Annotated in this window: 19 protein-coding genes; 7 read left to right on the plus strand and 12 right to left on the minus strand. The window is 65.3% G+C overall.

All coding sequences use genetic code 11. From position 1 onward, the window contains the following. Positions 1-6 precede the first annotated feature (6 nt). On the plus strand, positions 7-1,203 hold the full coding sequence (locus AC0SZ7_RS12520) for a hypothetical protein (RefSeq protein WP_475504699.1): 1,197 nt from the start codon (positions 7-9) through the stop codon (positions 1,201-1,203). Between the two features lie 89 nt (positions 1,204-1,292). Here AC0SZ7_RS12520 and mhpA read toward each other — a convergent pair whose 3' ends face one another. The 3 genes from mhpA to AC0SZ7_RS12535 all read right to left on the minus strand — a co-directional run bounded on the left by mhpA (position 1,293) and on the right by AC0SZ7_RS12535 (position 4,708). Further along, positions 1,293-2,879 carry a bifunctional 3-(3-hydroxy-phenyl)propionate/3-hydroxycinnamic acid hydroxylase MhpA gene (gene mhpA / locus AC0SZ7_RS12525; RefSeq protein WP_475504700.1) on the minus strand — a complete coding sequence of 529 codons (1,587 nt, stop codon included), beginning with the start codon at positions 2,877-2,879 and terminating at the stop codon, positions 1,293-1,295. Further along, positions 2,876-3,793: a VOC family protein gene (locus AC0SZ7_RS12530; protein WP_475504701.1), complete on the minus strand. Its 918-nt coding sequence runs from the start codon at positions 3,791-3,793 to the stop codon at positions 2,876-2,878. Before AC0SZ7_RS12530 ends, mhpA begins: the two co-directional genes overlap by 4 nt. A gap of 81 nt (positions 3,794-3,874) precedes the next feature. Then, the gene (locus tag AC0SZ7_RS12535) at positions 3,875-4,708 is read right to left on the minus strand and encodes a fumarylacetoacetate hydrolase family protein (RefSeq protein WP_475504702.1); all 834 of its coding nucleotides are present in this window, start codon (positions 4,706-4,708) and stop codon (positions 3,875-3,877) included. A 234-nt stretch (positions 4,709-4,942) separates the two neighbouring features. Here AC0SZ7_RS12535 and AC0SZ7_RS12540 point away from each other — a divergent pair, with 234 nt between their 5' ends. Beyond that, positions 4,943-5,650, plus strand: coding sequence for a GntR family transcriptional regulator (locus tag AC0SZ7_RS12540; RefSeq protein ID WP_475504703.1), 708 nt, complete (start codon positions 4,943-4,945; stop codon positions 5,648-5,650). 99 nt (positions 5,651-5,749) lie between these two features. Here the strand turns inward: AC0SZ7_RS12540 and AC0SZ7_RS12545 are convergent, their stop codons facing one another. Together AC0SZ7_RS12545 and AC0SZ7_RS12550 are read right to left on the minus strand one after the other, a co-directional pair. Further along, a complete protein-coding gene (locus tag AC0SZ7_RS12545; RefSeq protein ID WP_475504704.1) occupies positions 5,750-6,544 on the minus strand; it encodes an alpha/beta fold hydrolase in 795 nt (264 codons plus the stop codon). 22 nt (positions 6,545-6,566) lie between these two features. Then, on the minus strand, positions 6,567-9,101 hold the full coding sequence (locus tag AC0SZ7_RS12550; RefSeq protein WP_475504705.1) for an autotransporter family protein: 2,535 nt from the start codon (positions 9,099-9,101) through the stop codon (positions 6,567-6,569). Positions 9,102-9,439: 338 nt separating this feature from the next. Between AC0SZ7_RS12550 and lpxO the strand changes: the two genes are divergently transcribed. Beyond that, the gene (gene lpxO, locus AC0SZ7_RS12555) at positions 9,440-10,339 is read left to right on the plus strand and encodes a lipid A hydroxylase LpxO (protein WP_475504706.1); all 900 of its coding nucleotides are present in this window, start codon (positions 9,440-9,442) and stop codon (positions 10,337-10,339) included. 237 nt (positions 10,340-10,576) lie between these two features. Then, positions 10,577-12,241: an FMN-binding glutamate synthase family protein gene (locus tag AC0SZ7_RS12560; RefSeq protein WP_475504707.1), complete on the plus strand. Its 1,665-nt coding sequence runs from the start codon at positions 10,577-10,579 to the stop codon at positions 12,239-12,241. An 803-nt stretch (positions 12,242-13,044) separates the two neighbouring features. Here AC0SZ7_RS12560 and AC0SZ7_RS12565 read toward each other — a convergent pair. The 3 genes from AC0SZ7_RS12565 to AC0SZ7_RS12575 all read right to left on the minus strand — a co-directional run bounded on the left by AC0SZ7_RS12565 (position 13,045) and on the right by AC0SZ7_RS12575 (position 14,810). After that, positions 13,045-14,262, minus strand: coding sequence for a multidrug effflux MFS transporter (locus AC0SZ7_RS12565; protein WP_475504708.1), 1,218 nt, complete (start codon positions 14,260-14,262; stop codon positions 13,045-13,047). Between the two features lie 31 nt (positions 14,263-14,293). Next, complete coding sequence (locus AC0SZ7_RS12570; protein ID WP_475504709.1) at positions 14,294-14,428, minus strand: hypothetical protein; 135 nt, start codon at positions 14,426-14,428, stop codon at positions 14,294-14,296. A gap of 112 nt (positions 14,429-14,540) precedes the next feature. Beyond that, positions 14,541-14,810 (minus strand): DUF2790 domain-containing protein, encoded by a 270-nt coding sequence (locus tag AC0SZ7_RS12575; RefSeq protein WP_475504710.1) that lies wholly within the window; start codon positions 14,808-14,810, stop codon positions 14,541-14,543. Positions 14,811-15,042: 232 nt separating this feature from the next. On the opposite strand from AC0SZ7_RS12575, the gene AC0SZ7_RS12580 reads away from it, so the two are divergent. Both AC0SZ7_RS12580 and AC0SZ7_RS12585 read left to right on the plus strand, forming a co-directional pair. Next, entirely contained in the window at positions 15,043-15,783 is a 741-nt protein-coding gene (locus tag AC0SZ7_RS12580) for a response regulator (RefSeq protein WP_416424543.1), read from the plus strand. Continuing rightward, positions 15,780-17,084, plus strand: a complete 1,305-nt coding sequence (locus AC0SZ7_RS12585) for an ATP-binding protein (protein ID WP_475504711.1) — start codon at positions 15,780-15,782, stop codon at positions 17,082-17,084. The genes AC0SZ7_RS12580 and AC0SZ7_RS12585 overlap by 4 nt, the downstream gene beginning before the upstream one ends. A gap of 84 nt (positions 17,085-17,168) precedes the next feature. Here the strand turns inward: AC0SZ7_RS12585 and katB are convergent, their stop codons facing one another. From katB to AC0SZ7_RS12600, 3 genes are all read right to left on the minus strand, one after another. Further along, positions 17,169-18,662 carry a catalase KatB gene (gene katB, locus AC0SZ7_RS12590; protein ID WP_475504859.1) on the minus strand — a complete coding sequence of 498 codons (1,494 nt, stop codon included), beginning with the start codon at positions 18,660-18,662 and terminating at the stop codon, positions 17,169-17,171. Between the two features lie 255 nt (positions 18,663-18,917). Further along, a complete protein-coding gene (treA, locus tag AC0SZ7_RS12595; protein WP_475504712.1) occupies positions 18,918-20,540 on the minus strand; it encodes an alpha,alpha-trehalase TreA in 1,623 nt (540 codons plus the stop codon). A gap of 61 nt (positions 20,541-20,601) precedes the next feature. Beyond that, positions 20,602-22,128 (minus strand): MFS transporter, encoded by a 1,527-nt coding sequence (locus AC0SZ7_RS12600; RefSeq protein ID WP_475504713.1) that lies wholly within the window; start codon positions 22,126-22,128, stop codon positions 20,602-20,604. A 103-nt stretch (positions 22,129-22,231) separates the two neighbouring features. Between AC0SZ7_RS12600 and AC0SZ7_RS12605 the strand changes: the two genes are divergently transcribed. Further along, positions 22,232-23,125, plus strand: a complete 894-nt coding sequence (locus tag AC0SZ7_RS12605; protein ID WP_475504714.1) for a LysR family transcriptional regulator — start codon at positions 22,232-22,234, stop codon at positions 23,123-23,125. Positions 23,126-23,333: 208 nt separating this feature from the next. Here AC0SZ7_RS12605 and AC0SZ7_RS12610 read toward each other — a convergent pair whose 3' ends face one another. Next, positions 23,334-23,534 carry a hypothetical protein gene (locus AC0SZ7_RS12610; RefSeq protein ID WP_475504715.1) on the minus strand — a complete coding sequence of 67 codons (201 nt, stop codon included), beginning with the start codon at positions 23,532-23,534 and terminating at the stop codon, positions 23,334-23,336. Positions 23,535-23,565 lie beyond the last annotated feature (31 nt).

Genomic DNA, 23,565 nt, shown 5'->3' on the forward strand with positions numbered 1-23,565 from the left:
CCCGTTATGCGAATCATTGAAAAAAACGGCGCACTGGTGCGCACCCTCACACCCGCCGAGCAGGTATTGGTAGAAGGTTTCGTGCAGGGCAGCCTCGACGGGCACCGCCTGTTGCAGGCCAACCAGTGGCTGATGAAGGTGCGCGGCCAGGGCCAATGGCTGGCTTGCGACTGCCGCCAGGACGCGATGCCGGTGATGAACGTGACTCTCAACAGCAGCACCGGCACGCTGTTCCTGAAGAACAACCCGGGCACCCCGGAGCATCACCTCGAGTGTCCCTTCATCAAGGATGACCGCGAGCCGGGCAGCAGCGCCGAGCGCGACGAGCCGCCGGCCGCCTGGCTGGCGCCGGACGTGCCGCTGCGGCTGATCGGCGAGTTCCGCCCGGCCGGCGGCGCCGAGGGCCCAGGCGCTGCCAGCGGCGCCAGCACGCGCAAGGAGCAGCACCGCCTGCTGTCGCTGCTGGTGACGCTGATCGAGGCCTCGGGCCTCAATGTCTACGCCACCCATTTGAAGAAGGACCTGACCCAGCAGTTCGCCGACCTGCGCGGGGTGGCCGCGCGCTACCCGCTGGTGGAGCGGGTACCGGCCAGCAACTACCTGGAAACGCGCATCGACATGAAGCACATGATGATGCTCAAGGCGCGCCTCAAGGACTCCTCGGCGTTCGGTAGCCAACGCCGCTACGGGCTGCTGCTGGACTGCGTCAACGAGGTGCGCACGCGCAAAGTGTTCAACGGCCGCAGCGACAACGGCTTCGACTTCCAGGGCCACCACTGGCTATGGGGCGGTGAACGCACCAGCGGGCCGTTGCTGGCCTTGGCGCTGTACTCGCCCACCACGGCCGGCAGCCACTATTACGAGATGGTCCACGTGGCCACCGTGCCGGTGCTGTCGCGGGCGCACCTGTTCCCGGTGCTGCGCGAGGAAGAGCGCGAACCGTTGAAGCTGCTGGTGGGGTTGATTGACTGGATGGCCGGCAAGGGGGTGCAGGTGATCATGCGCCGGCCGGTGATTGGCGGCGACGTGATGGATGAATTGGTGCTGACTTCGGACCTGGACCGGGTGCTGTCGGTGTCGCTGATGAAACAGCCGCTGGGCCCGGAGCCCAGCAGCGAGACCTTCAAGCGCCTGGCCGACTTCAAGAGCCTGGACACCTTCCGCAAGTACGTGGCCGGTTTTTTCATGCGCGACCGCCCGTAGCAGCAACTGTCTTGTGGGAGCTGGCTTGCCAGCGAGCTTTCATGGCCCCAACAACTCGCTGGCAAGCCAGCTCCCACAGGATGTCGCTGCTACAGGGCGGCTTCGGGGGTGCGCACGCCCAGGTGCAGTTGCGCCAGCAGGTCTGCCAGCAACGCCGGCACCTCGGCCACCTGCGCCACCGCGCCGAACAGGTAGAAGTCCGGGCGCACCAGCATCGCCGTTACCCCGTTGTCCTGCATGAAACGGTGGTACTTGCCGCTGTGGTCGACGTAACCGCCCTGCCCTTGCGGCGCCAGGCGAATCACCCGCAGGCCGATGGCCGCCAGGGCGTCGCGCTGTTCACGACTGATCAGCGCCAGCGGGTCGCGGTCGCCAATCACCACCAGGTGGAAACCGCGGCCGAACAGCTCGTCGTAGCGCGCCACCACGCCGTCCACCTCGATGCTGCCATGCACCCCCAGGCTGCCGGCCAGGCCCAGCGGGCTGCCGTCGGCGGCCGTGTGGATGAGGCCACCGGTGAGGCCCGGGAACGGCGCCAGCGGCGGCACTTCACCGGCCAGGAAGGCGCGGTCACGCTCGGCGGCAGCTTCAGGGTCGGACACGCACACCACCTTGCCCATGGCCACCGAGGCGTCGATCACCGCGCGGATCTGCGGTTTGCGCTCGGGGGTGTAGCTGTCCAGCAACCGCTCGTCACAGGCCCCGCGCAGCACCAGGTCGAGGCGCCACGACAGGTTCCAGGCATCGCGGATGCCCGAGCACATGCCCTGCCCCATGAACGGCGGCATCAGGTGCGCGGCATCGCCGGCCAGCAGCACCCGGCCATTGCGCCAGCGCTCGGCGATGCGCGAGCGGAACTGGTACACCGCATGGCGTACCAGGGTCGCGGTGCCTGGGTTTACCCAAGGTGCCAGCAGCTCCCAGACCTTGGCGGTATCCTGCAGGTCTTCAAGGCTTTCGTGGGGCAGGCGCATGAACTCCCAGCGCCGGTAGCCCGGCCCGCCTGGCACCATGGTGGTCGGCCGCGCGGGGTTGCACCACTGGCCAATGTCCGGCACGTCCAGGGTGACGCCGGGGTTGGGCTGCAGGTCCACCACCAGCCAGTCTTCCTCGAAGCCCAGGTCATGCCAGGCAATGCCCTGCTCGCGGCGCACGAAACTGTTGGCGCCGTCGGCACCGATCACGTAGCGGGCCCGCACCTGGCAGGTTTCCTCGGGGTGTTCGGCACGCGCCGAGCGCTGCATCGACAGCTCGCAACCGCCGTCGAACTGGCGCAGCCCTACCGCTTCCCAGCCCTGGTGCACCTGCACATTCGGCAGGGCCTTGGCGCGGCCGTCGAGCACCGCTTCCAGCGCGGGCTGGTTGAACAGGTAACCGAACGGCCCGTCGCTGATGGACTCGGCCGACCAGTCAATCTCCACCAGGGTCTGCCAGTCGGCGTTGAACCACTGGTAGCAGGCCGACGGCTGGGAAATGGGCAGCAGGTCCTGCTCCAGCCCCATCAGGCGGAAGATGCGGCGGATTTCGTGGTCATGGAACACCGCGCGCGGCAGTGGGTACAGCGAGGTCCAGCGGTCGTACACGGCCACGCTGTAACCCAGGTTGCCCAGCACAATCGCCAGGGTCTGGCCCACCGGGCCGTAGCCGACAATGGCCACATCAACAGTCTTGGTCATTGCGCAGCTCCTGCTTCAGTATTGAAGATGAAGTGTTCGGGCACGTCGGGCCCCCACAGGTACAGGGAGTTTTCCGGGTGGAAGTCGCCGGTCGGCCAGGTCACGCCTTCGGCGATGAAGTCCATGTCGGCGGAGTACTCGCAGAACGAGCCCCACGGGTCGCGCACGTAGTGGAAGTAGTTCGAACCCAGGGCGTGGCGGCCGGTGCCCCAGCCGTCGTGGTAGCCGGCGCTGGCCATTTGCGTGGCGCCGACGCCCACCTGGTCGATGCTGCCCACTTCCCAGGCGGCATGGTGCCAGCCCTTGGCGCTGCTCTTGGCGAACGCCACCAGGTGGTGGTCGCAGCCGTGGGTGGCATGCATGAACGCGATGATGTCCTGGGACTTGTCCGACAGCCGCAGGCCCAGGGCCTGTTCATAGAAGTCGATGGACGCCAGCACGTCGGGTGAAAACAGCAGCACGTGGGACAGCCGCGCCGGGGTGATGCGCGGCAGCTGGTCGCGGGTGCCCACGCCACGCACGCGCCCGTAGGCACTGGTGTGCGGGGCCGTGGCCTTGCAGTTGGGCATGGTCTTGTCGCCGACCTTGATCTGCAACAGGTTGCCGTGCGGGTCGCGGAACCAGCACCCCACGCCATCGCCGTCCTCGAAGGTGGCACCGGCGGCCTCGACCTGGCGGCGCAAGGCCAGGTAGTCGTGCTCGTGGCAGTTGAAGCTCAGCCAGGCCAGGGACTTGGCCGCGCCCGGCAGGATGCGTGCCCAGGTGCGGCCATCGCCGGCGCGCAGCAGCAACTGGCCGTCGCTGGCCTGCACGTCAAGGCCGAAGCTTTCAAAAAAATGCTGTGCCTGGGGTAAGGACGGCACATACAGCGCGTAGTGATCGATCGAATGCACGCCACGGGTTTCGCGGGTCATGATCGCCTCCGTTTATTGTTGTTTTTCGTGGCGCGGCCCTGGGTGTGGGCCGCGCCCCTGTAGCTGGGCCGGGGCCTGGGTTCAGGCCTCGTCGACCACCGGGTTGACCAGGCTGCCGATGCCCTCGATGGACACTTCCACCACGTCACCCGCCTTCAGGTACACCTTGGGGTTCATGCCGAAACCGACGCCTGCCGGGGTGCCGCTGACGATCACGTCGCCGGCGCCCAGGGTCACGGCCTGGCTGAGGGTGGAGATTATGGTAGCCACGTCGAACAGCATGTCACTGGTGTTCACCGACTGCACCACCTTGCCGTTGACCTTGGTCTGCAGCAGCAGGCCCTTGCCGCCTTCGGGCAGCTCGTCGGCGGTCACCAGGTCCGGGCCGAAGGCGCCGGTGTCATCGAAGTTCTTGCCAACGGTCCACTGCGGCGACTTGAACTGGTACTCGCGCACCGAGCCTTCGTTGAACAGCGCGTAGCCGGCCACGTGCTTGAGCGCGTCGGCCTTGGCGATGTGGCGGCCGCCGCTTTTCAGCACCACGGCCATCTCACCTTCGTAGTCCAGGGTGTCGGACACCTTCGGCCGGACCAGCGGCTGGTTGTGGCCGATCAGGCTGGAATTGAAGCGCGGGAACAGGGTCGGGTAATCGGGCTGGGCGTACGGCGATTCCTTGGTGTGGTCCGCGTAGTTGAGGCCCACGCAGACGATCTTGCCGGGTTCGCGCAGCAGCGGCAGGTAGTCGTGCTCGCCCACCGCAACCACCGGGCCGGTTGCCTCGGCGCCGTAGGTGGAAAGGTCCACGCCGCGCTTGAGCAGGGCCTCCAGGGGCTCATGGCCCAGCACCCGCACGCCGGCTTCGGTGCGCACACCCAGGGTGGCCTGGCCTTGATACATGAAATGAACATAGCGCATGGAAAAACACCTCTTGTTGTGGGTCGGCGGCCCGACCTTCGGGCGCCTGCCGATGGGGCCAAGGTAGGCCTGAAAAAATATACGGTCAACGATAATTTATATTTTTTAAGACCAAAGTCGACCAAATGCATGTCCGTATGCCCAACAGATATACATTCGCGCGCAGGAATATATATTTTATGGGTGATGGGGTATGCTGTCGGCTCAGGCGACCCACACAGGAACCGGCCCACCGTGAACCTTCCCCTCCCCTGGCCCCCGGCGGCTGAAAGCGGCGACAAGCGCACCATGGCCTCGCAGCTGGAAGTGCGCGTGCGCCAGGACATCATCAACGGCCGGCTGGCGCCTGGCAGCAAGCTGCGGCTCAAGGAACTGGCCGAGTCGTACGATGCCGGGGTCATCCCGCTGCGCGAGGCGCTGTCGCGGCTGGCGGCCATCGGTTTCATCACCGTGGAAGACCAGAAGGGTTTTCGCGTGGGGCAGATCTCCGCCGAAGAAATCCGCGATATCACCAACGCACGCCTGCACATCGAGACCAAGGCGCTGGCCGAGTCGATTCTGCAGGGCGACGTGGAATGGGAAACCCAGCTGATCGCCGCCCACCACCGCCTTGACCGGCTGGAACTGGTGACAGGGCCCGAGCGCGCCATGCGCCCGGAATGGGAAGAGGCGCACAACGCCTTTCACAGCGCGCTGATTGCCGGGTCCCGCTCGGCGTGGCTGCAGCGCTTCGCCACCACCCTGCGCGACCAGACCGCACGCTACCGCATGCTGGCGGTGCACTACCCTGACGCGGCCAAACGCGACATCCCCGGCGAGCACCGGCAGTTGCTGCACGCCTGCTTGAGCAAGGATGTGGGCCGCGCCTGCGAACTGCTGCGCGCGCACTACGAGGCGACCACCCAGAGCGTGCTGGACCACGAGCGCCTGGCGCGCCGCTAGCCCACACCAACCCTCGTAGCAGCGGCCGCAGGCCGCGTCCGCAGGCGCCGCGTTTTTCAGGCACACCGCGCCGGGGCGGGACGCCGCCTGCGGCAGCTGCTACGGGGCGCAGTGGATGGGTTGGTTGGCGTGGTCATGCCATGCCGTGTCGTAGCCTTGGGCGTGGCCGGCTGCCACGTGCACCACTTCCACACAGCGGCCTGGCAGGGCCTGCAGGTAATGGGCCGCTACGGCTGGCGGCACCACGGTATCCTGGTCGCCCACGAAGTGCCGTTGGGCAATGCCCTGCAGGCGCTGGCGGTACATCAAGGGCGTGACCGCATTCGGCAGCGGGCTCAGGTGTTGCAGCGTCGCCCAATAGGCCGGGTCGAGGTTGCCGGCCAGGGTCTGCACCTGCACCACGTCATCACGCATGCCGGCCAGCACCAAGGCCACCGCGGCGCCGCCGGAATGACCGATCAATTCAAACGACCGCACGTTGTAGCGCTGTTTAAGACGGTCCAGGGCAGCGTTCATCAGCTGCATCTGCGCCTGGTCGAAACGCTGGTCGGTCCACAACGCCGCCACGCAGCCCGGCGCCTGCACGTATTGGCAAGGCCGCGCCAGGTAGGCACTGGGCTGCGAATCGGCCAGCGCCAACGGCACCATCAACGAGGCCGCCGGCGTGGGGTCGGTACTGGGTTGGCTGCGCGTGGCCCAGGCATGGCCGTCGCCTTCGATGTACACGCGCAACCGGGAATAGGACCGCGCCGGCGGCAACAATGCCGCCAGCGGGTAGGGGCGAGTCGCCAGGGTGCCCGGCACCAGCGCCGAACCGGCGCTGGCCTGGTCGAGATCAACCCGGCCAACACAACCGGCCAGGACCAGCACGCACAGCGACATCGCCCATTTCATTTACATCATCTTCCTTGTGGCATCAGAAGTCATAACGGGCCTTGAACAGCACGGTATTGGCATCGAAGCCGGTTTTGCTCTGGTAGTTGTAGCTGGCGCCCACGGTGACGGCGTTGATCTGGTAGTTCAGGCCAACGCTGCCCTCGTAGCTGTCACGCACCGGCGAAGCACCGCTGACCACGAACGAGGAACCGCCCAGCTCGAAGCTGGAAGTCTGGTTCACACGGTCGCCGATCAGGTCATGGTAGGCCATCAGGGTTACCTCGGGCTTGAGGTTGCCACCGGCCAGCGGCAGGTCGCCGATCAACCGCGCACCGGCGCCCAGTTCGCCGATCTCGAAGCGCTGGGCACTGTTGTGCAGCGCTGCCGAGGAGCCGTGCTCGTCGAAGCCGTCGATCTGCACGTTGGAGTAACGCGCGGCCACCCGTGGTTCGAACTGCATGTGCTGGTTGAGGGTGAAGGTGTAGCCGGCCAGGGCATTGAGGCTCAGCACGTCGCTATCGTAGCTGCCCTTGGCCTGGGTGCCGGCGATGTAGCGCTTGCTGTCGTTGTCGTTATGGCCGTAGCTGACCGAACCGTCGGCGAACCATTGATCCAGGTCCCAGCTGCCGTACAGCGTCAGCGCGTTGCCCTGCACGTCGGTCTTGTTGCCGTCGTCGGAACCGACGTTGGTGTTCAGGTAGGAGTAAGCCAGGCCCACGGTGGTGTTGCCGTTCAGCTTGCCGTCGGCGCCCACGGCGATGCCGCTGGCGTTGGCCGAATAGCCGCTGACGCCGTCGCGGCTGTCCTGGTTCATGTTGCTGTTGAGGGCCTGTACCCACACGCCGGTGTCGCTCAGCACATCACCGGACGACAGCCCCGAGCGCAGCCCCGACACGCGGCTGAACACCGCGCTATTGGCCAGCGCCTGGCCGCTGACGGCGGCATCCACACCGCCACGGTTGACCTGCGGCGCCAGGCTCTTGGCCAGCTTCGCCAACTGGGCTTCGTCCGCGGTGTTGGCGAACGCCTGGAACACCTTGTCGTCGCTGCCCAACTGGCCCAGCACGCTGTTCTTGAACGGGTTCAACACCCCGCCCACCTGCTGGTTGCCCGGCTGGGTACCCAGGTCCTGGCTGACCTGGTCGTCGCTTTTCAGGGTGACCAGCGCACTGACGGTCTGGCCGTCGACGTTGTAGCTGGCGACGTTGAGCAGCGCCGAGCTGCTGGCCACGCTCAGGCCGCTGTTGTTGATGGCGTTGGCCTTGATCAACTGGTACTGGGTGCCAGCTGCCGTGGCGGTGAAGTCGCTTGGGGTGGCGCTGACAGTCACCTTGGAACCCTGGGCGAAGTTGGCGTTGCCGTTGACGGTCAGGTAGGCCGTGGTCGGCACTACGCTGTCGCTCAGCTGCAGGTCTACACCCGCGCCGCTCGCCACGCTCAGGTCACCGTTGACGGTGGTGCCCTGCTGCTTGAAGTTCAGCGAACCGCCATTGACCGCGACGTTGCTGACGATGGTGCCGCCCAGGTAATCGGCCTGGCCGTTGACGCTGATGCCGGTGAGGTTCTGCAGGTCGCCGGCGATGGCGCCGCCGGTCCAGTTCAGGCTGGCCTGGCCACCGCCGTCGATAGCGGTGGCGCCTCTGATCAGGCCGCCTTGCTGGTTGATGACCAGGGCCGGGGTGGCGCTGCTGATGCTGATGGCGGTGTCGTCGGCCTGGACGGTGCCGGTGTTGATGATGCCGCTGGCGCCGAACGTTGTCCCGTCGACCCAGATGCCGGTGCTGTCGGCACCGGTGACAATAACCTGGCCGCTGTTCTTCAGGCTGTCGATCACCACGTTGTCGTAGAGGGCAAAGCCCTTGCTGTCGCCGCCTTCGACCTGGATCAGGCCAGTGTTCTGGATATGCAGGGGGTTGGTGACGGTTTCCAGGTCGATGCCCGTGGATTCCACCCCCGTCACATGGATAGTGCCGCTGTTGAGCAGCGTGCCACCGACGGTGGTCATGCGCGCCCAATCCCAGTCCAGGATCATGCCTGTTTCGTACTGGCCCTGTATGTCAATCGTGCCCTTGTTGACCAGGTCGCCGGTAATGGTTGCGCCGTGCACGTACATGCCTTCGGCTTCATCGACGTTCTGGATGCGGATGACGCCGCTGTTGATCAGCGAGCCCTGGATAGTGGCATGGCCGATCTCGAAGGCTTCCATGCCGGTACCTGCGGTGGCCGTCAGCGTGCCGCTGTTGATGACATCACCGGTGATGGTGCTGGCGGGGTAGTTCGCCGTCAGCTGCGGGCCGGAGTCCACGCCCAGGCCAGTCAGCTCGCCGCCCTTGTCGAAGGTGTAGTTCGCCTGGTTCACCAGTGAGCCTTGCAGGGTGAGGCCGGAAACCTTCTCCCCGAAGGTCTCGGTGGCGCTGGCCTGGGTGCGTTGCCCCGTCAGCGTCAAGCCGTCGCTGACGGTGCCGGAAATCACCGTGGCCCCCTGGCTTACATCATAAGTCTGCGCCAGCGCCTGGCTGGCGGCAGCGGCGCTGATGAGCAACGCCAACCCGGTTTTCTTGAAGAGGTGAGTCATGGAGCTTCCCTAGAACAGTCATTTCCTTCACCGCCTCCTCATGAGGCAGTGACCGTTGAGCCTGGGGGCTAACGTCAGTCGCCAAGGAAACTTGAGTCGCTTTCGGGACAATTAATGGCACAGGGCCATTCCTGAAGAGATTGTCATGAATTCGGCATATCGGCAGGCGCCGTGACCCACATCATGGCGGGGAAAATGTCACCCGCGACTTTCGCCCACTAGTTCCCCCGACATAATGTTCGGTTATACTGGGCGGCGCTTTCCTTGTCTTGAACTCTGCTTTTCCTACATTAATGTGGCCAGGTCTCTGGTATTCGGTCCCACTTAAACGATCTGCTATGAAATTTATCATCCTCGCTCTATTCGTTTGCTCCATCGCCTTCGTGCACTTTCGCGGGCGCGTGCGGCACAAGTTCACCCGCCAACTGAGCGACCATTCCAGTTTCCTGGCGCCGGTCAATGCGTTCCTTTACCTGTTCTCCAAGTTGCCCGCCCGACCGTACCTGGACACCCGCGACTTCCCCGACCTTGCGCCATTGCAACAACACTGGGAAGAGATCCGCGAGGAAGGCGTGCGGCTGATGGAAATGGGTGAAATCAAGCGCTCCGCTGGCCATGATGACGTGGGTTTCAACTCGTTCTTCAAGACCGGCTGGAAGCGCTTCTACCTGAAGTGGTACGGCGAGAGCCACCCTTCGGCCAGCGAACTGTGCCCGCGCACCACCGAACTGCTGGCCGGCATCGGCTCGGTCAAGGCCGCCATGTTCGCCGCCCTGCCCCCGGGCTCGCGCCTGGTGCGCCACCGCGACCCTTACGCCGGTTCGTACCGCTACCACCTGGGCCTGTCGACGCCCAACGACCCGGGCTGCTACATCAACGTGGATGGCGAAAACTACTACTGGCGCGACGGCGAGCCGGTGATGTTCGACGAAACCTACATCCATTACGCCGAAAACACGACCGACCAGAACCGCATCATCCTGTTCTGCGACATCGAGCGGCCGCTGAAATACCGCTGGGCCACGGCGTTCAACCGCTGGTTCAGCTTCAACGTGATGGCCGCAGCGGCGGCGCCCAACAGCGAAGGTGACAAGACCGGTGGCATCAACCGCCTGTTCAGCCGCATCTACAAGGTGCGCGAGCGTGGCAAGGCGCTGAAAAAACGCAACCGCACCCGCTACTATGCCGAGAAATGGGCGGTAGTCGCCTTGCTGGTGCTGGCGTTCATCTATATCTGAAGGCCCACGGCGCCCTTTGCAATAAAGGGCGCCGCGCAACTACTTGCAATTCACGTAACAGTCTTTTCCAACTTCAGGCCTGCACCACAGTTGGCCCTTCGTGTACTGTGCACCTCGACCTGATTTACCCCGCTTGTTCCGCTTAGTTGCACTTCCCTCATAATTAAAAGCCTGCTGCGCCGTGGCGGTGTGAGTGTGCCTGCCCCACTGTTTCATGGCCACCTCATGGAGAGTCTGATGAAACCGTCGCTACTCGGCCGATATGCGCTGTTTGCCTTTTGCCTGATATTTTCCATTGCCTGCATACCGTGGCTGAGTGCCGGTGGATGGCTGCTTGCCGCATTCGCCGTGGCCACGGTGCTGAGCCTTGTGGGCATCAATGACCTGCTGCAAAGCCACCACGCCGTGCGCCGCAACTACCCCATTCTGGGCAACGTTCGTTACCTGGTGGAAACAATCCGCCCGGAAATCCGCCAGTACCTGCTGGAAGGCGATGATGAGCGCCTGCCCTTCTCCCGTAGCCAGCGTTCGCTGGTCTACGCCCGCTCGAAAAACCAGGTGTCGGAGAAAGCTTTCGGCACCCTGACCGACGTTTACCAGCCCGGCTTCGAATTCATCAGCCACTCCATGCTGCCCAGCGACGCCTGCGACCCGCAACAGTTTCGCGTGGTAGTCGGCGGCCCGGCCTGCCTGCAGCCGTACAGCGCCTCGGTGTTCAATATTTCCGCCATGAGCTTTGGCGCCCTGAGCGCAAACGCCATTCGCGCGCTGAACAAGGGCGCGCGCCTGGGCAACTTCGCCCACGACACCGGCGAAGGCAGCATCAGCCCCTACCACCGCGAATTCGAAGGCGACCTGATCTGGGAAATCGGCAGCGGCTACTTCGGCTGCCGCACCCTGAACGGCCGTTTCGACCCGGTGCGCTTCGCCGACCAGGCGCGCCAGCCCCAGGTGAAAATGATCGAGATCAAGCTCAGCCAAGGCGCCAAGCCAGGCCACGGCGGCATCCTGCCCCAACACAAGGTGACGGCCGAAATCGCCGAGACCCGCGGTGTGGGCATGGACGGTGACTGCGTGTCGCCGTCGCGCCACAGCGAATTCAGCACGCCGACCGAGCTACTGACATTCATCGCCACGCTGCGCAAACTGTCAGGCGGCAAGCCGGTGGGTTTCAAATTCTGCCTGGGCCACCCGTGGGAATTCATGGCCATCGTCAAGGCCATGCTCAAGACCGGCATCCAGCCCGACTTCATCGTCATCGACGGCAAGGAAGGCGGCACGGGCGCAGCGCCGCGCGAGTTCACCGACAACATCGGCATGCCCTTGCGCGAAGGCCTGCTGTTCGTGCACAACACCCTGGTGGGCGCCGGCCTGCGGCAAAGCATCAAGCTGGGTGCCAGCGGCAAGATCGTCAGCGCCTTCGATATCGCCAGCGTGCTGGCCATCGGTGCCGACTGGGTGAACGCCGCGCGGGGCTTCATGTTCGCCATTGGCTGCATCCAGTCGCAGAGCTGCCACACCAACAAATGCCCCACCGGCGTCGCCACCCAGGACCCGCTGCGACAGCGCGCGCTGCATGTGCCGGACAAGGCCGAGCGGGTGCACAACTTCCACCGCAACACCCTGGCGGCGCTGGGCGAAATGCTCAGCGCGGCGGGGCTCAGCCACCCGGCGCAGTTGCAGGCCAAGCACCTGGTGCGCAGGACGACCACTACCGAGGTGCGGTTGTTTTCGCAGATTCATGTGTTTTTGGCGCCGGGGGAGTTGCTGGGGGACAGTATCAGCGCGGAGTTTTATGCGCGGATGTGGCGCATGGCCAATCCGGAAAGCTTTGCGCCGGTTGTGGTTGAGGTGCCGGGCAAGGCAGAGGCGTTGCATGTCCAGGCACTGGAAGAAGCCTGACGGCGCCCCCCGTGCCACGCGCGACGGCGGTTGATCTGCCTGTGACGCGCTCTTGATCTGGCCTGTGACCTGGCTGTTGATCTGGCTTGTGATCTGCTGTTGATCTGGCTGTTGATCTGCTTGTGATCTGGCTCTTGATCTTGATTGTATGCCCCGTAAAGCGCCCGGGCCGACTGGAGGCGTCGATCAACGGGCTGCCCGAAGGGCCGAGGCCGCAGGCCGAAGAGACGGTAGCCCGCCCGCTTTGTTAGCGGGTGCCGTCTGCCCGTTGAGCGGCGCCGGAAGGAGGGGACCCGTAGCGCAGCGTAGGGCCCAAGCAGGGGCAAGCGTTTTTTGCTTACTTTTTTTGGCGTCTGAAAAAAAGTGAGTCGGCGTAAGGCCGAAACGGTCGGTGGGATCACCGCGAAAATGGATATATCCAAAGACGTCAGAAGCGAGATTCGAAGGCCATGGACATATCCATTACCGAAGTTTATGCAAAATCACCTTTTCGGCCTTACGCCGAGTCACTTTTTGGCAAACGCCCGGTGTGCCGGCCCAGCCAAAAAGTAACCAAAAAAGGTTTGCCCCTGCTTGGTCCCTACGCTTCGCTGCGGGTCCCCTCCCTCCGGCGTCGTCCAAGCGGCCGACGGCCCGGAATAGAAGCGCCTCCGGTTCCGTCTTCCCCGGCTACGCCGTGGACCGCTTGGCCAACGCCTCCAGTCGGCCCTGGCGCTTTATGGGGCACACAATCAAGATCAAAGGCCGCACGGGATCAAGGTCAAGATCAACAGCAGTACGCGGTGTTATGGCTGTTGCAGTATTTAAACCAGCGCAGCTGCCTGCGCGCCACGGCCCCGCCGGGCCACCATCCCCAGGCTAAACGCCACCAACCCGAGAAACGCCGCAGTACTAAGCACCACCCCCGCCGCCAACGCCGGATCCCGGCCAAAGCCCACCGCATAGGTACACAACGCCCCCACCGCCATCTGCCCAAACCCATACAACCCCGCCGCCGACCCCACCAGGTGCGCATCCACCCCCAGCGCCCGGCTCATGGCCGCGGGGCTGGCCAGGCCGGCGCCCACGGCGAACAGGCTCACCAGCCCGACAATCCAGGCCACCGACACCGCGCCGCTGGCCACCACCAACAACAGCGCCACGGCACTGCCCAGGCTCAACCAGGCCCCCACCATCAACAAGCGGTCCGCCGACACACTGCGGATCAACCGACGGGTCAAGGCGTTGCCCAACGACATGCCGACAATCAGCATGCCCAGGTAGATGCCCACCTCGCTCAAGGGGCGGTGCAGTTCAGTGCCGATAATGAACGGTGCAGCAGCGATGAAAGCGTAGATAGCCGTGGTCATGCACGCGCCGCCGATGGCGAAGCCCAGGAACACCTTCGAGCGCAGCAGTTGCGCGTAGTCACGCGCAAGCGCCCGGGCGCTGACCTGGCCGGTGGGCGAACCGGTTTCGGGCAGCAGCCGCCAGGTGCACAGCAACGTCACCGCGCCCAGGCTGGCCAGCACCACGAAAATCGCCCGCCAGCCCAGGTGTTCGCTGATCAACGAGCCAATCAGCGGGGCGAAGCCGGGGCCCACCATCATCATCAGGTTCAGCAGCGCCAGGTCGCGCACCGCGTCATCCAGCTTCGCGCCGTCACGCACGATGGCCCGGCCCAGGGCCAGCCCCGCGCAGCCGCCCAAGGCCTGCACCAGCCGCGCGAACACCAGGGTGTGGACGTCGCCGGCGAACACCGCGCAGAAACCGGCCACGGTGTACAGGCCCAGGCCCACCAGCAGCAACGGCCGGCGGCCGAGGCCATCGGACAACGGCCCATAGGCCAACTGCCCGAACGCCAGGCCCAGAATGTAGATACTGATGGTGCGCTGCATCGCCGCGCTGTCCACCCCCAACGCCGTGGCGGCGGCGGGTAGCGCCGGGACGAACATGTGCATGGCCAGCGTGCCGCTGATGGTGATCAGCACCAACAGCCACAAGGGCGCACGGGGAGGAAGCGGCGAAGCGGGCGTGGACATATAGATAGCAGCCTAACTAGTAGGCTGCCAACTATAGAGAACCGCCCTCCTCCTTGTCTACGTGCGGCTTGCCGCCGCTGTCGCGCAGCAGGTCGTAGAGGACGGTAGCGGGGCCCAGTATCGCAATCACAACCAGCGCGATCAGGCCGATAGTCGAATGGTTCATGGTCATTCCCTGCCAGGCTGCGTCAATAGGGCAAGAATCCTCCCAAGCACCCTGCCCTGGCAACCGCTTTTACCGAGTCTTTACGACGGGCCCGATGCCATTCAGCGCAGGTTCAGTCACCCTGGTTGCAGGCTTCGGCCATGCGGCGGTAGTTGAGCACGTGCTCCTGGTTGTGCGAGTCCAGGTAGGTCATGTGCGCGCCTACCACCTGGCAGGTCAGGGAGTTGTCGGCGTTGTCGGCCACTACTTTCTGAATGTCCAGGTGCTGGCCATAGTGGTAGCTGTCCTGCACCGGCGCGGTGGCGGCCTGGGCGGCGACGGCGCCGAAGCTGGTGGCGGCGAACACGGCGATGGCGCTGATGGTTTTGATGTTCATGTTCATGGTGAAGCCCTCAATCATTCAATTCGCTATAAGGTGGCCACTGCTGTTGGGTGGCCGTGGTGCTATTGAATGCCTTGGGGGTATCTGCAATGTGTCACGCAAGGCCCCGAAAACAGGGGTTTTGCACCACTGTGTGTCTGGCGTGGCGGCAGATACACTGGAATACAAAGCCGGACGGGCAAAGGCCGTTGCGCTGGGTAAAATGCCGGCAACCGGCCAATGAGGAGTTGTCATGGAGCATGTGGACCACATTCTGATCGTCGACGACGATCGCGAGATCCGTGAACTGGTGGGCAACTACCTGCAGAAGAACGGCCTGCGCACCAGCGTCGCCGGTGACGGCCGGCAGATGCGCGGGGTGCTGGACGACACGCCGGTGGACCTTATCGTGCTGGACATCATGATGCCCGGCGACGACGGCCTGCTGCTGTGCCGGGAGTTGCGCGCCGGCAAGCACAAGGCCATCCCGGTGCTGATGCTGACCGCCCGCAACGACGAGACCGACCGCATCATCGGCCTGGAAATGGGCGCCGACGACTACCTGACCAAGCCCTTTGCCGCCCGCGAACTGCTGGCACGCATCAACGCCGTGCTGCGCCGCACGCGCATGCTGCCGCCCAACCTGCAGGTCACCGAAGCCGGCCGGTTGCTGGCTTTCGGCCAGTGGCGGCTGGACACCAGCGCCCGTCACCTGCTTGACGCCGAGGACACCCTGGTGGCCCTGAGCGGTGCTGAATACCGGTTGCTGCGCGTGTTTCTCGACCACCCGCAGCGGGTGCTCAACCGTGACCAGCTGCTGAACCTGACCCAGGGCCGCGACGCCGACCTGTTTGACCGCTCCATCGACCTGCTGGTGAGCCGTCTGCGCCAGCGCCTGCTGGATGACGCCCGCGAGCCGGCGTATATCAAGACCGTGCGCAGCGAGGGCTACGTGTTCTCCATGCCGGTGCAGGTGCTCGGGGCGCCGGCATGAGGACCTGGTTCCCGTGGCCGCGCACCCTGGCGTCGCGGCTGTCGCTGATTTTCCTCGCTGGGTTGGTGCTGGCCTATGGGCTGTCGTTCGGCGCGCAGTACTGGGAGCGCTACCTGAGCTCCGAGTCGATGATGCACAAGACCATGGAGCGCGATGTGGCCACCGGCGTGGCGATTCTCGACCACTTGCCCGCCGAGCAGCGCAGCCAGTGGCTACCGCGCCTGGAGCGCCAGGTGTACCGTTTCGAGCTGGGCGACGGCAACGGTGGCCGGGCGCTGCCAATTGACCAATTGCCCCACGCCGGCCAGGCCATTCTCACCGGGCTGGGCAACAGCCACGGGCTCAATTTCACCCATACCGTGGACCCGCGCGAAACCTTCCAGGCCCACCTGCGGCTGAACGACGGCACGCCGGTGACCATCGACGTGCACCCCTCCTCCATGCCCATTCCGCAGTGGCTGCCGATCATGCTGCTGATCCAGCTGGCGGTGGTGTGGGCCTGCACCTGGCTGGCGGTGCGCATGGCCACCCGGCCGTTGACCCGCCTGGCCAGCGCCGCCGAGGCCCTGGACCCCAACAGCAGCGGCCAGCGCCTGGATGAAAGCGGCCCCATGGAAGTAACCCACGCGGCCTCGGCGTTCAACGCCATGCAGGATCGCATCGCCGCCTACCTCAAGGAACGCATGCAACTGCTGGGCGCCATCAGCCATGACCTGCAGACCCCGCTGACGCGGATGAAACTGCGCGCAGAATTCATGGACGACAGCGTGGAAAAGGACAAGCTGTGGCATGACCTCAGCGAGATGGAGCACCTGGTGCGCGAAGGCATCGCCTACGCCCGCACCATCCACGGCGCCACCGAGGCCAGCTGCCGCATCGACGTGGATGCGTTCCTGCAAAGCCTGGTGTTCGACTACCAGGACGTCAACCAGCCGGTGACCCTGGCGGGCAACAGCGTGGCACAGATCGACACCCGGCCCCAGGCGTTGCGGCGCATCCTGTCGAACCTGGTGGACAACGCCTTGAAGTTCGCCGGCGACGTCAGCCTGGGCAGCGTGCGCGCCGCCGACGGCAGCGTGACCATCGACGTGCTGGACAACGGCCCCGGCATTGCCGAGGAGCAATTGCAGGAGGTGTTCAAGCCCTTCTACCGCCTGGAGAACTCGCGTAACCGCGACACCGGCGGCACCGGCCTTGGCCTGGCCATCGCCCAGCAATTGACCCTGGCCATCGGCGGCACCCTGACCCTGAGCAACCGCGCCAGCGGCGGCTTGTGCGCGCAGTTGCATTTGCCGGCGTAGGTGCCGGGACGCAGCCTGCGGCAGCTGCTACGAGGTGAATTCCCGTAGCAGTGGCCGCAGGCCGCGTCCCGAACACCGCGTAGGTCAATCGCTCAACTGCGCCGCCAGCGCCTTGACCTTGGCCAGGTCACCACCTGCCACCTTCGCCACGCCCGTGCCGTAGGCCGGATCGGCCTTGTACAGGTACGACAGCATGATGTCCTTGCTCTCAGCATCGGTGCCGGCCAGCGACTCACCGAAGCTTTGAATCAGGTCGTGCTGCTCCTGGGCGCTGTAGGAGCGGTACAACTCGCCCGTCTGCTTGAAGTTCTGCTCACGCTGGATCTTCGCCTGCTGGGTGCTACCGCTCAGGGTGGTCTGGCTGTAGCGCGCAGTGGGGTCTGCCGGGCGTGGGTTCAGGCGGCTGGGCTCATAATTCACGCCGCTGACCGTGCGCCCACTGTTCATGGCACCGTCCTGGTTGCCATTGTTGACGGCATTGCGCGGCTGGTTCACCGGCAGGCTCATGCCATTGGCGCCCAGGCGGTGCATCTGGGTATCGGCGTAGGAGAACAACCGGCCTTGCAGCAGGCGGTCCTCGGACGGCTCGATGCCCGGCACCAGGTTCGACGGGGCCATGGCCACCTGCTCGGTTTCCTGGAAGAAATTGTCGACGTTGCGGTTCAAGGTCATCTGGCCGATTTTCTGCTCGGGCACGTCCGGCCAGATCTTGGTGGCGTCCAGCGGGTCGAAGTCGAACTTCGCCAGGTCCTGCGGCTTGAGCACCTGGATGTACAGGTCCCACTTCGGGAAATCGCCCTGCTTGATGGCGCTGACCAGGTCGTGGGTCATGTGCGCGTAGTCCTTGGCCTGCACCTGCGCCACCTGCGCCGGGTTGAGGTTCTTGATGCCCTGCAGGCTCTTCCAGTGGAACTTCACGTAGTGCACGTCGCCCTTGGCGTTGACCATCTTGTAGGCGTGCACACTGTTGCCGTCCATGAAGCGGTAGCCGGCCGGCGTGCCTTCGTTGGAGTACAGCAGGGTCAGGGTGCGGGTGGCCTCGGGCACATGGGAGAAGAAGTCGAAGCGGCGCGAGTCGTCATCCAGGTTGGTGCGCGGGTCGGGCTTGAAGGCGTGCACCATGTCCGGGAACTTGATGGCGTCGCGGATGAAGAAGGTCGGGAAGTTGTTGCCCACCAGGTCCCAATTGCCGTCGGCGGTGTAGAACTTGGTGGCAAACCCGCGCGGGTCGCGCAGGGTTTCGGGCGAGTGGTTGCCGTGCACCACCGACGAGAACCTGACGAACACGGGCGTGTGCTCGCCCTGGCGGAACACCGTGGCCTTGCTCAGTTCGCTGATATTGCTGGTGGCGACGAACTCACCATGCACCCCGGTGCCTCGGGCATGCACCACGCGCTCGGGAATGCGCTCACGGTCAAAGCGCTGCAGTTTTTGCAGCAGCTGCACGTCCTGCAGCAGGGTCGGGCCGTTGGCGCCGGCGGTCTGCGAATTCTGGTTGTCGCCCACCGGGGCGCCGTTGTCGCGGGTCAGGGTATTGGCGAACGCCGGGCAACAGGCCAGCATGGCCCACGCCGTCATGCTTAGCGCATGACCGGATAAGGTCTTGATTTTCATGGTTAATCCCTCATGGATCTTATGATGTGAAGCGCCAGTAGAGCCTAGAGAGGGAGTAACCGGATGCGTAAATTGTAAGAGCCTATGGGGCTCATTGAGAAAAATTTCCCGGCCCTTTAGCTACTGCCACCAGGCTGCGCTGGCCCTCGTTTTCACTGGAGATGCCCAGCGTACCCGGGGGTCAGCGCAGCCTGGCGGCAGCAGCTACGACCGGTTGGTCTATTTACCGGCGGTGTACGTCGCCGAGTACTTTTGCAACAGTTTAAGGGTCACGCCGTTGGTCCAGCCGAAGCCGTCCTGCAGCTCGTATTCGCCCCCGCCGCCGCCCTGCCCCAACCCCGACAGGTCGTATTTTTCCACCAGTTTGGACTGCACGCTGTACAGGTCTTGCACCTGGTGCAGGAAGCGCGTGCCGATCTGCGCGGCCAGGCCGGTTTCCTGATAAGGGCTCAGGCCCTGCACCGCCACCCATTGCAGCGGCGCCCAGCCATTGGGCTCATCCCACTGCTGGCCGTTGCTGACCTGGGTAGTGGCGATGCCGCCGGGGCGCAGCAGGCCGGTGCGCACCGCAGCGGCGGTGGCCTTGGCGTGGGCGTCGGAGGCAAGGCCGGTGTACAGCGGGAACAGCGCCGCCGCGGTCAGGGCCGGGCGCGGCTGCTGGGCGCGCCAGTCGTAGTCCACGTAGTAGCCGCCGGCGCTGTTCCACAGGTGCGCCTCGATCGCCACCTGGCGCTGCTGCGCGCGCTGCTCGAAGCTTTGCGTGCAGGCGCTGTCTGCCGTGGTCTGGCAGGCCTTGGCGATGGTTTTTTCCAGGTGGTACATCAGGCTGTTGAGGTCCACCGGCACAATCGAGGTGGTGCGGATGGTCGCCAGGCTCTTGCCGTCGCCCAACCAGCGCGAGCTGAAGTCCCAGCCGCTTTCGGCGCCGGCGCGCAGGTCACGCCACACTTGCTGCTTGGGCTGGCCGGCGGCCTGCTCGGCGGTCTTGACGTCCTGCAGCCACGATTCCTGGCGTGGCGTGGCGCTGGCGTCCCAGTAGCGGTTGAACAGGCTGCCGTCGGGCAGCTTCACCACATGCTCGATGGCCTGGCCGGGCTTGAGGGTCTGCGCGCCCTGCATCCAGTAGGCGTATTCCTTCTGCAACTGCGGCAGGTAGCGGCCGTAGGCCTGGTCGCCCTCGATGCGCGCTTCCAGGTCCACCATGTAGGCGAAGAACGGGGGCTGCGAGCGGCTCAGGTAATAGGTGCGGTTGCCGTTGGGAATGTGGCCGTAGGTGTCGATCATGTAGGCAAAATTGTCGACCATCTGCCGCACCTGGGCCTTGTCACCGCTTTGCTCCAGGCCCAGCATGGTAAAATACGAGTCCCAGTAATACATCTCGCGGAAGCGCCCGCCGGGCACCACGTAAGGCTGCGGCAACGGCAACAGGCTGCTGTATTGCGGCACTTCGCTGTAGCTGCGGCTGAGCACCGGCCACAGTTTGTCGATGTGTTCCTTGATCGGTGCGCCGGGTTTCGGCGCAGGGCTTTCGGCTTCACCGGACTCGATGAAATTGGCGCTGACGAAGGTTTTCAGGTCAAACCCTGCGCGCTCGCGCTGGGCCAGGTAGTCGGCGCGGATGCGCGCCGGGTCACGCTTGGGCAGGGCATCGACGAAGTGTTTCTGGTCGCTGAACACCTGGTCGCGTTGCACCGCTTCGAACAGCTCGGGGTACGCCTGGTCAGGCGGCAGCGCCTGGCGGGCGGCGGCGTCACCCGCGCCCCACATGGCCGTGGGTTGGGTGGAGCAGGCAGCCACCAGCAAGGCGGCGCAGGTCAGGCTGGTAAAGTGCAGAGGCCGCATGGGCAGACTCCTTGTCGGGTCGTTGGCAACATGCAAGTGACCGCTCGGCGCGCGCGCAGGTTCAGTCGGATTCGGCCGCCACGGCTGCAGTTTCATCCGGCAGATGGCGCTCGCCAAGGAACAGCAGCACCACGGCGGCCGACACCAGGGTAATGGCCATCAGCACCCAGGTCACCTCGGTAAAAGCGCTGGCCACTGCCTGCACCAGCGCCGCGCGGGGCAACTGGGGCAACGCCTGCGCGGCCTGGTTCAGGTCGCCGGCGCCTAGGTATTGTGCGGCGCGGGTCAGCGCTTGCTCACCGCCCTGCGGCAATTGCCGGGCAATCAAGCTGCTGTTGACCGCCGTCACTACCGCCAGTGCAATACCCTCGCCCGCCACCCGTGTGGTGCTGAAAATACCCGTGGCCATGCCAGCGCGTTCCTTGGGCACCACGCTCACCGACAAGCCGTCCATCAGCCCCCAGGGCAAACCGGTGCCAATCCCGATCACCAGCATCGGCGCCACCCAGGCACCGGCCCCCTGCCCTGGCGCGATACGCCCCAGCCACCACAGGCCCGCGGCGGCAATGGCCAGCCCCAGGGCGCAGATCACCCCGGCGGAGGCAAAGCGGGTCAACCACGCCGCCACGCCGGGCACCACCAGCATCGGCGCGCACAGGGCCAGCATGGCCAGGCCGGCGTCGAGTTCGCTGCGGCCCTCGATGCCGACGAAACGCAGGGGCAGCGCCACCAGCAGCACCACGAAGCAGTAACAAGTGGCGATGGGCAACAGCTGCACGCCCAGGAAGCGCGGGTAGCGGAACAGCGTCAGGTCCAGCATGGGCCGCGTGGCGCGGCGTTGCCCGGCGACGAACGCCGCCAGCAACAGCACCGCGGCAACCAGCTTGGCCCACACCTGCGTACTCGCCCAACCACTGGCCGGCACCTGCATGATGGCCCAGGTCAGCAACCCCAGCGCGGCGCTGAACAACAGCGTGGCCAGGCCGTCCAGGTGGCCGGCGGCCGGGTCACGGGACTCGCGCAGGTGGCGACGGCCCAGCACCAAGGCCACGCTGCCAATCAGCGCGGCGGTGAAGAACACCGAGCGCCAGCCCCACTGGCTGATCAACCAGCCCGACAGCATCGGCCCCAACGCCAGGCCCACGCCAAAGCTGGTGCCCAGCGCGCTGTAGGCGCGGGTGCGCGCCGGGCCGTCGAACAGGTCCGCCAGCGCTGCCGAGCCACCCGCCAGCGCCGCGGCCGCCGCCACGCCCTGCAGGCCGCGCAGCACGTCCAGCACCACCACGCTGGGCGCCGCGCCCAGGGCCAGCGACACCAGCACGTACAGCGCCACGCCGCCCACGAACAGGCGGCGCCGGCCATAGGTATCGGCCAGGGTGCCAGCGGCCAGCAACAGGCTGCCGAAGGTCAGCATGAAAGCGTTGGTAATCCACGCCAGGGCCAGCGGGCTGCCGCCCAGGTCGTGGCCGATGGCCGGGGTGGCGATGGCCCCGGCGGAGAAACTCAGCGGCAAGATCATCCCGGCCAGGCACACGGCCAGCAGGCCGTAACGCGCAGTCGAGGGGTGAGGAGCAGTCATGGGAAACATCCTGTAGCCATTAGCGAAGGCCCGAGGATAGGATGGCGGGGATCCTGGGAAAAACAGGCCAGCCGTCCCGTCTAACCGGACAAAATGTCCGCAAAGGGTGCTTATGGAAAGCCTCAGCGGCTTGACCGCTTTCGTCCGCGCCGCCGAGCTGCGCAGCTTCGTCGCCGCCGCCCAGCGCCTGGGAATTTCCGCCTCGGCGGTGGGTAAAAGCATTGCTCGGCTGGAAGACAGCCTCGGCGTGCGCCTGCTCAACCGCAGCACCCGGCACATCAGCCTCACCGAGGCCGGCGAGCTGTTCTATGCCCGCTGCAGCCGGGTGGTGGCGGAACTGGAAGAGGCGCAGGCCGAATTGTCCCGCCAACGCGAAGTGCCGCGTGGCCGCCTGCGCATCAGCCTGCCCGCGCTGGGGTATCGGATGCTGCTGCCGATCCTGCCGGAATTCACCCGCCGCTACCCCGAGATCGAGCTGGACCTGGACTTCAGCGACCGCATGGTCGACGTGATCGCCGACGGCATGGACGCCGTGATCCGCAGTGGCGACGTCCTCGACTCGCGCCTCAAGGCCCGCACCCTGGGCACCTTCCGCTTGGTACTGGTGGGTGCGCCCGGCTACTTCGCCACGCGCGGTATCCCCGGCACGCCGGAGGCACTGAGCGCGCACGCCTGCCTGTTTTACCGCTTCCACAGCAACGGCCAGTTGCAGCCCTGGACCTTCGAGGGCCGCGCAGGCCTGCCGCCGCTGAACCTGCCAGGCACGCTGACCTTCAATAACATCGAAGCGCTGATCGGCGCGGCAGTGGCTGGCCTGGGCGTGGCCTACCTGCCGGACTTCGCCGTGGGGCAGTACCTGCGCGAAGGCACGCTGGTGAGCATCCTCGATGAGCGCCTGCAGGCGGGCGGAACGTTTTCGCTGCTGTGGCCGGGCAGCCGGCAGCCATTGCCCAAGCTGCGCGCCTTCATCGATTTCCTTGCCGAGCACCTGGTACTGGGCCCGTAGCAGCAACTGTCTTGAATGGTGTCGTCTGCATCGCGACTAAAGTCGGCTCCTACCCCGCTCGTGGTAGGAGCCGGCCTTGGCCGCGATGCAGGCGACGCGATCTAAGCTGTAATACGCATTCGCGTAGCAGCTGCCGAAGGCTGCGTCCGGCGGCGGGCCTGCTGAAACGCGTTGGCCGGACGCAGCCTGCGGCAGCTGCTACGGGGCATCAGTGCGGTTCTTGCGCCACCCGGCAGCCCTTGCGGTTGCGAATCTCTTCGTCGGTAGGCCGCACCGGGTCAAACCGGAAGGTGCGGTCGGAATAAATCTCCAGCCAGCCCCAGTCACAGGTGCTTTCATCCTGGCCGGGCGCGGGCGGCCGTGCCCACCAGGGTTCACGGCTGATCAGGGTGCGAGGAGCAGGTTTCATGGTTCATTCCTCGTGCAGATGCTTACCTGCA

Source organism: Pseudomonas sp. JC1203 (assembly GCF_056175065.1).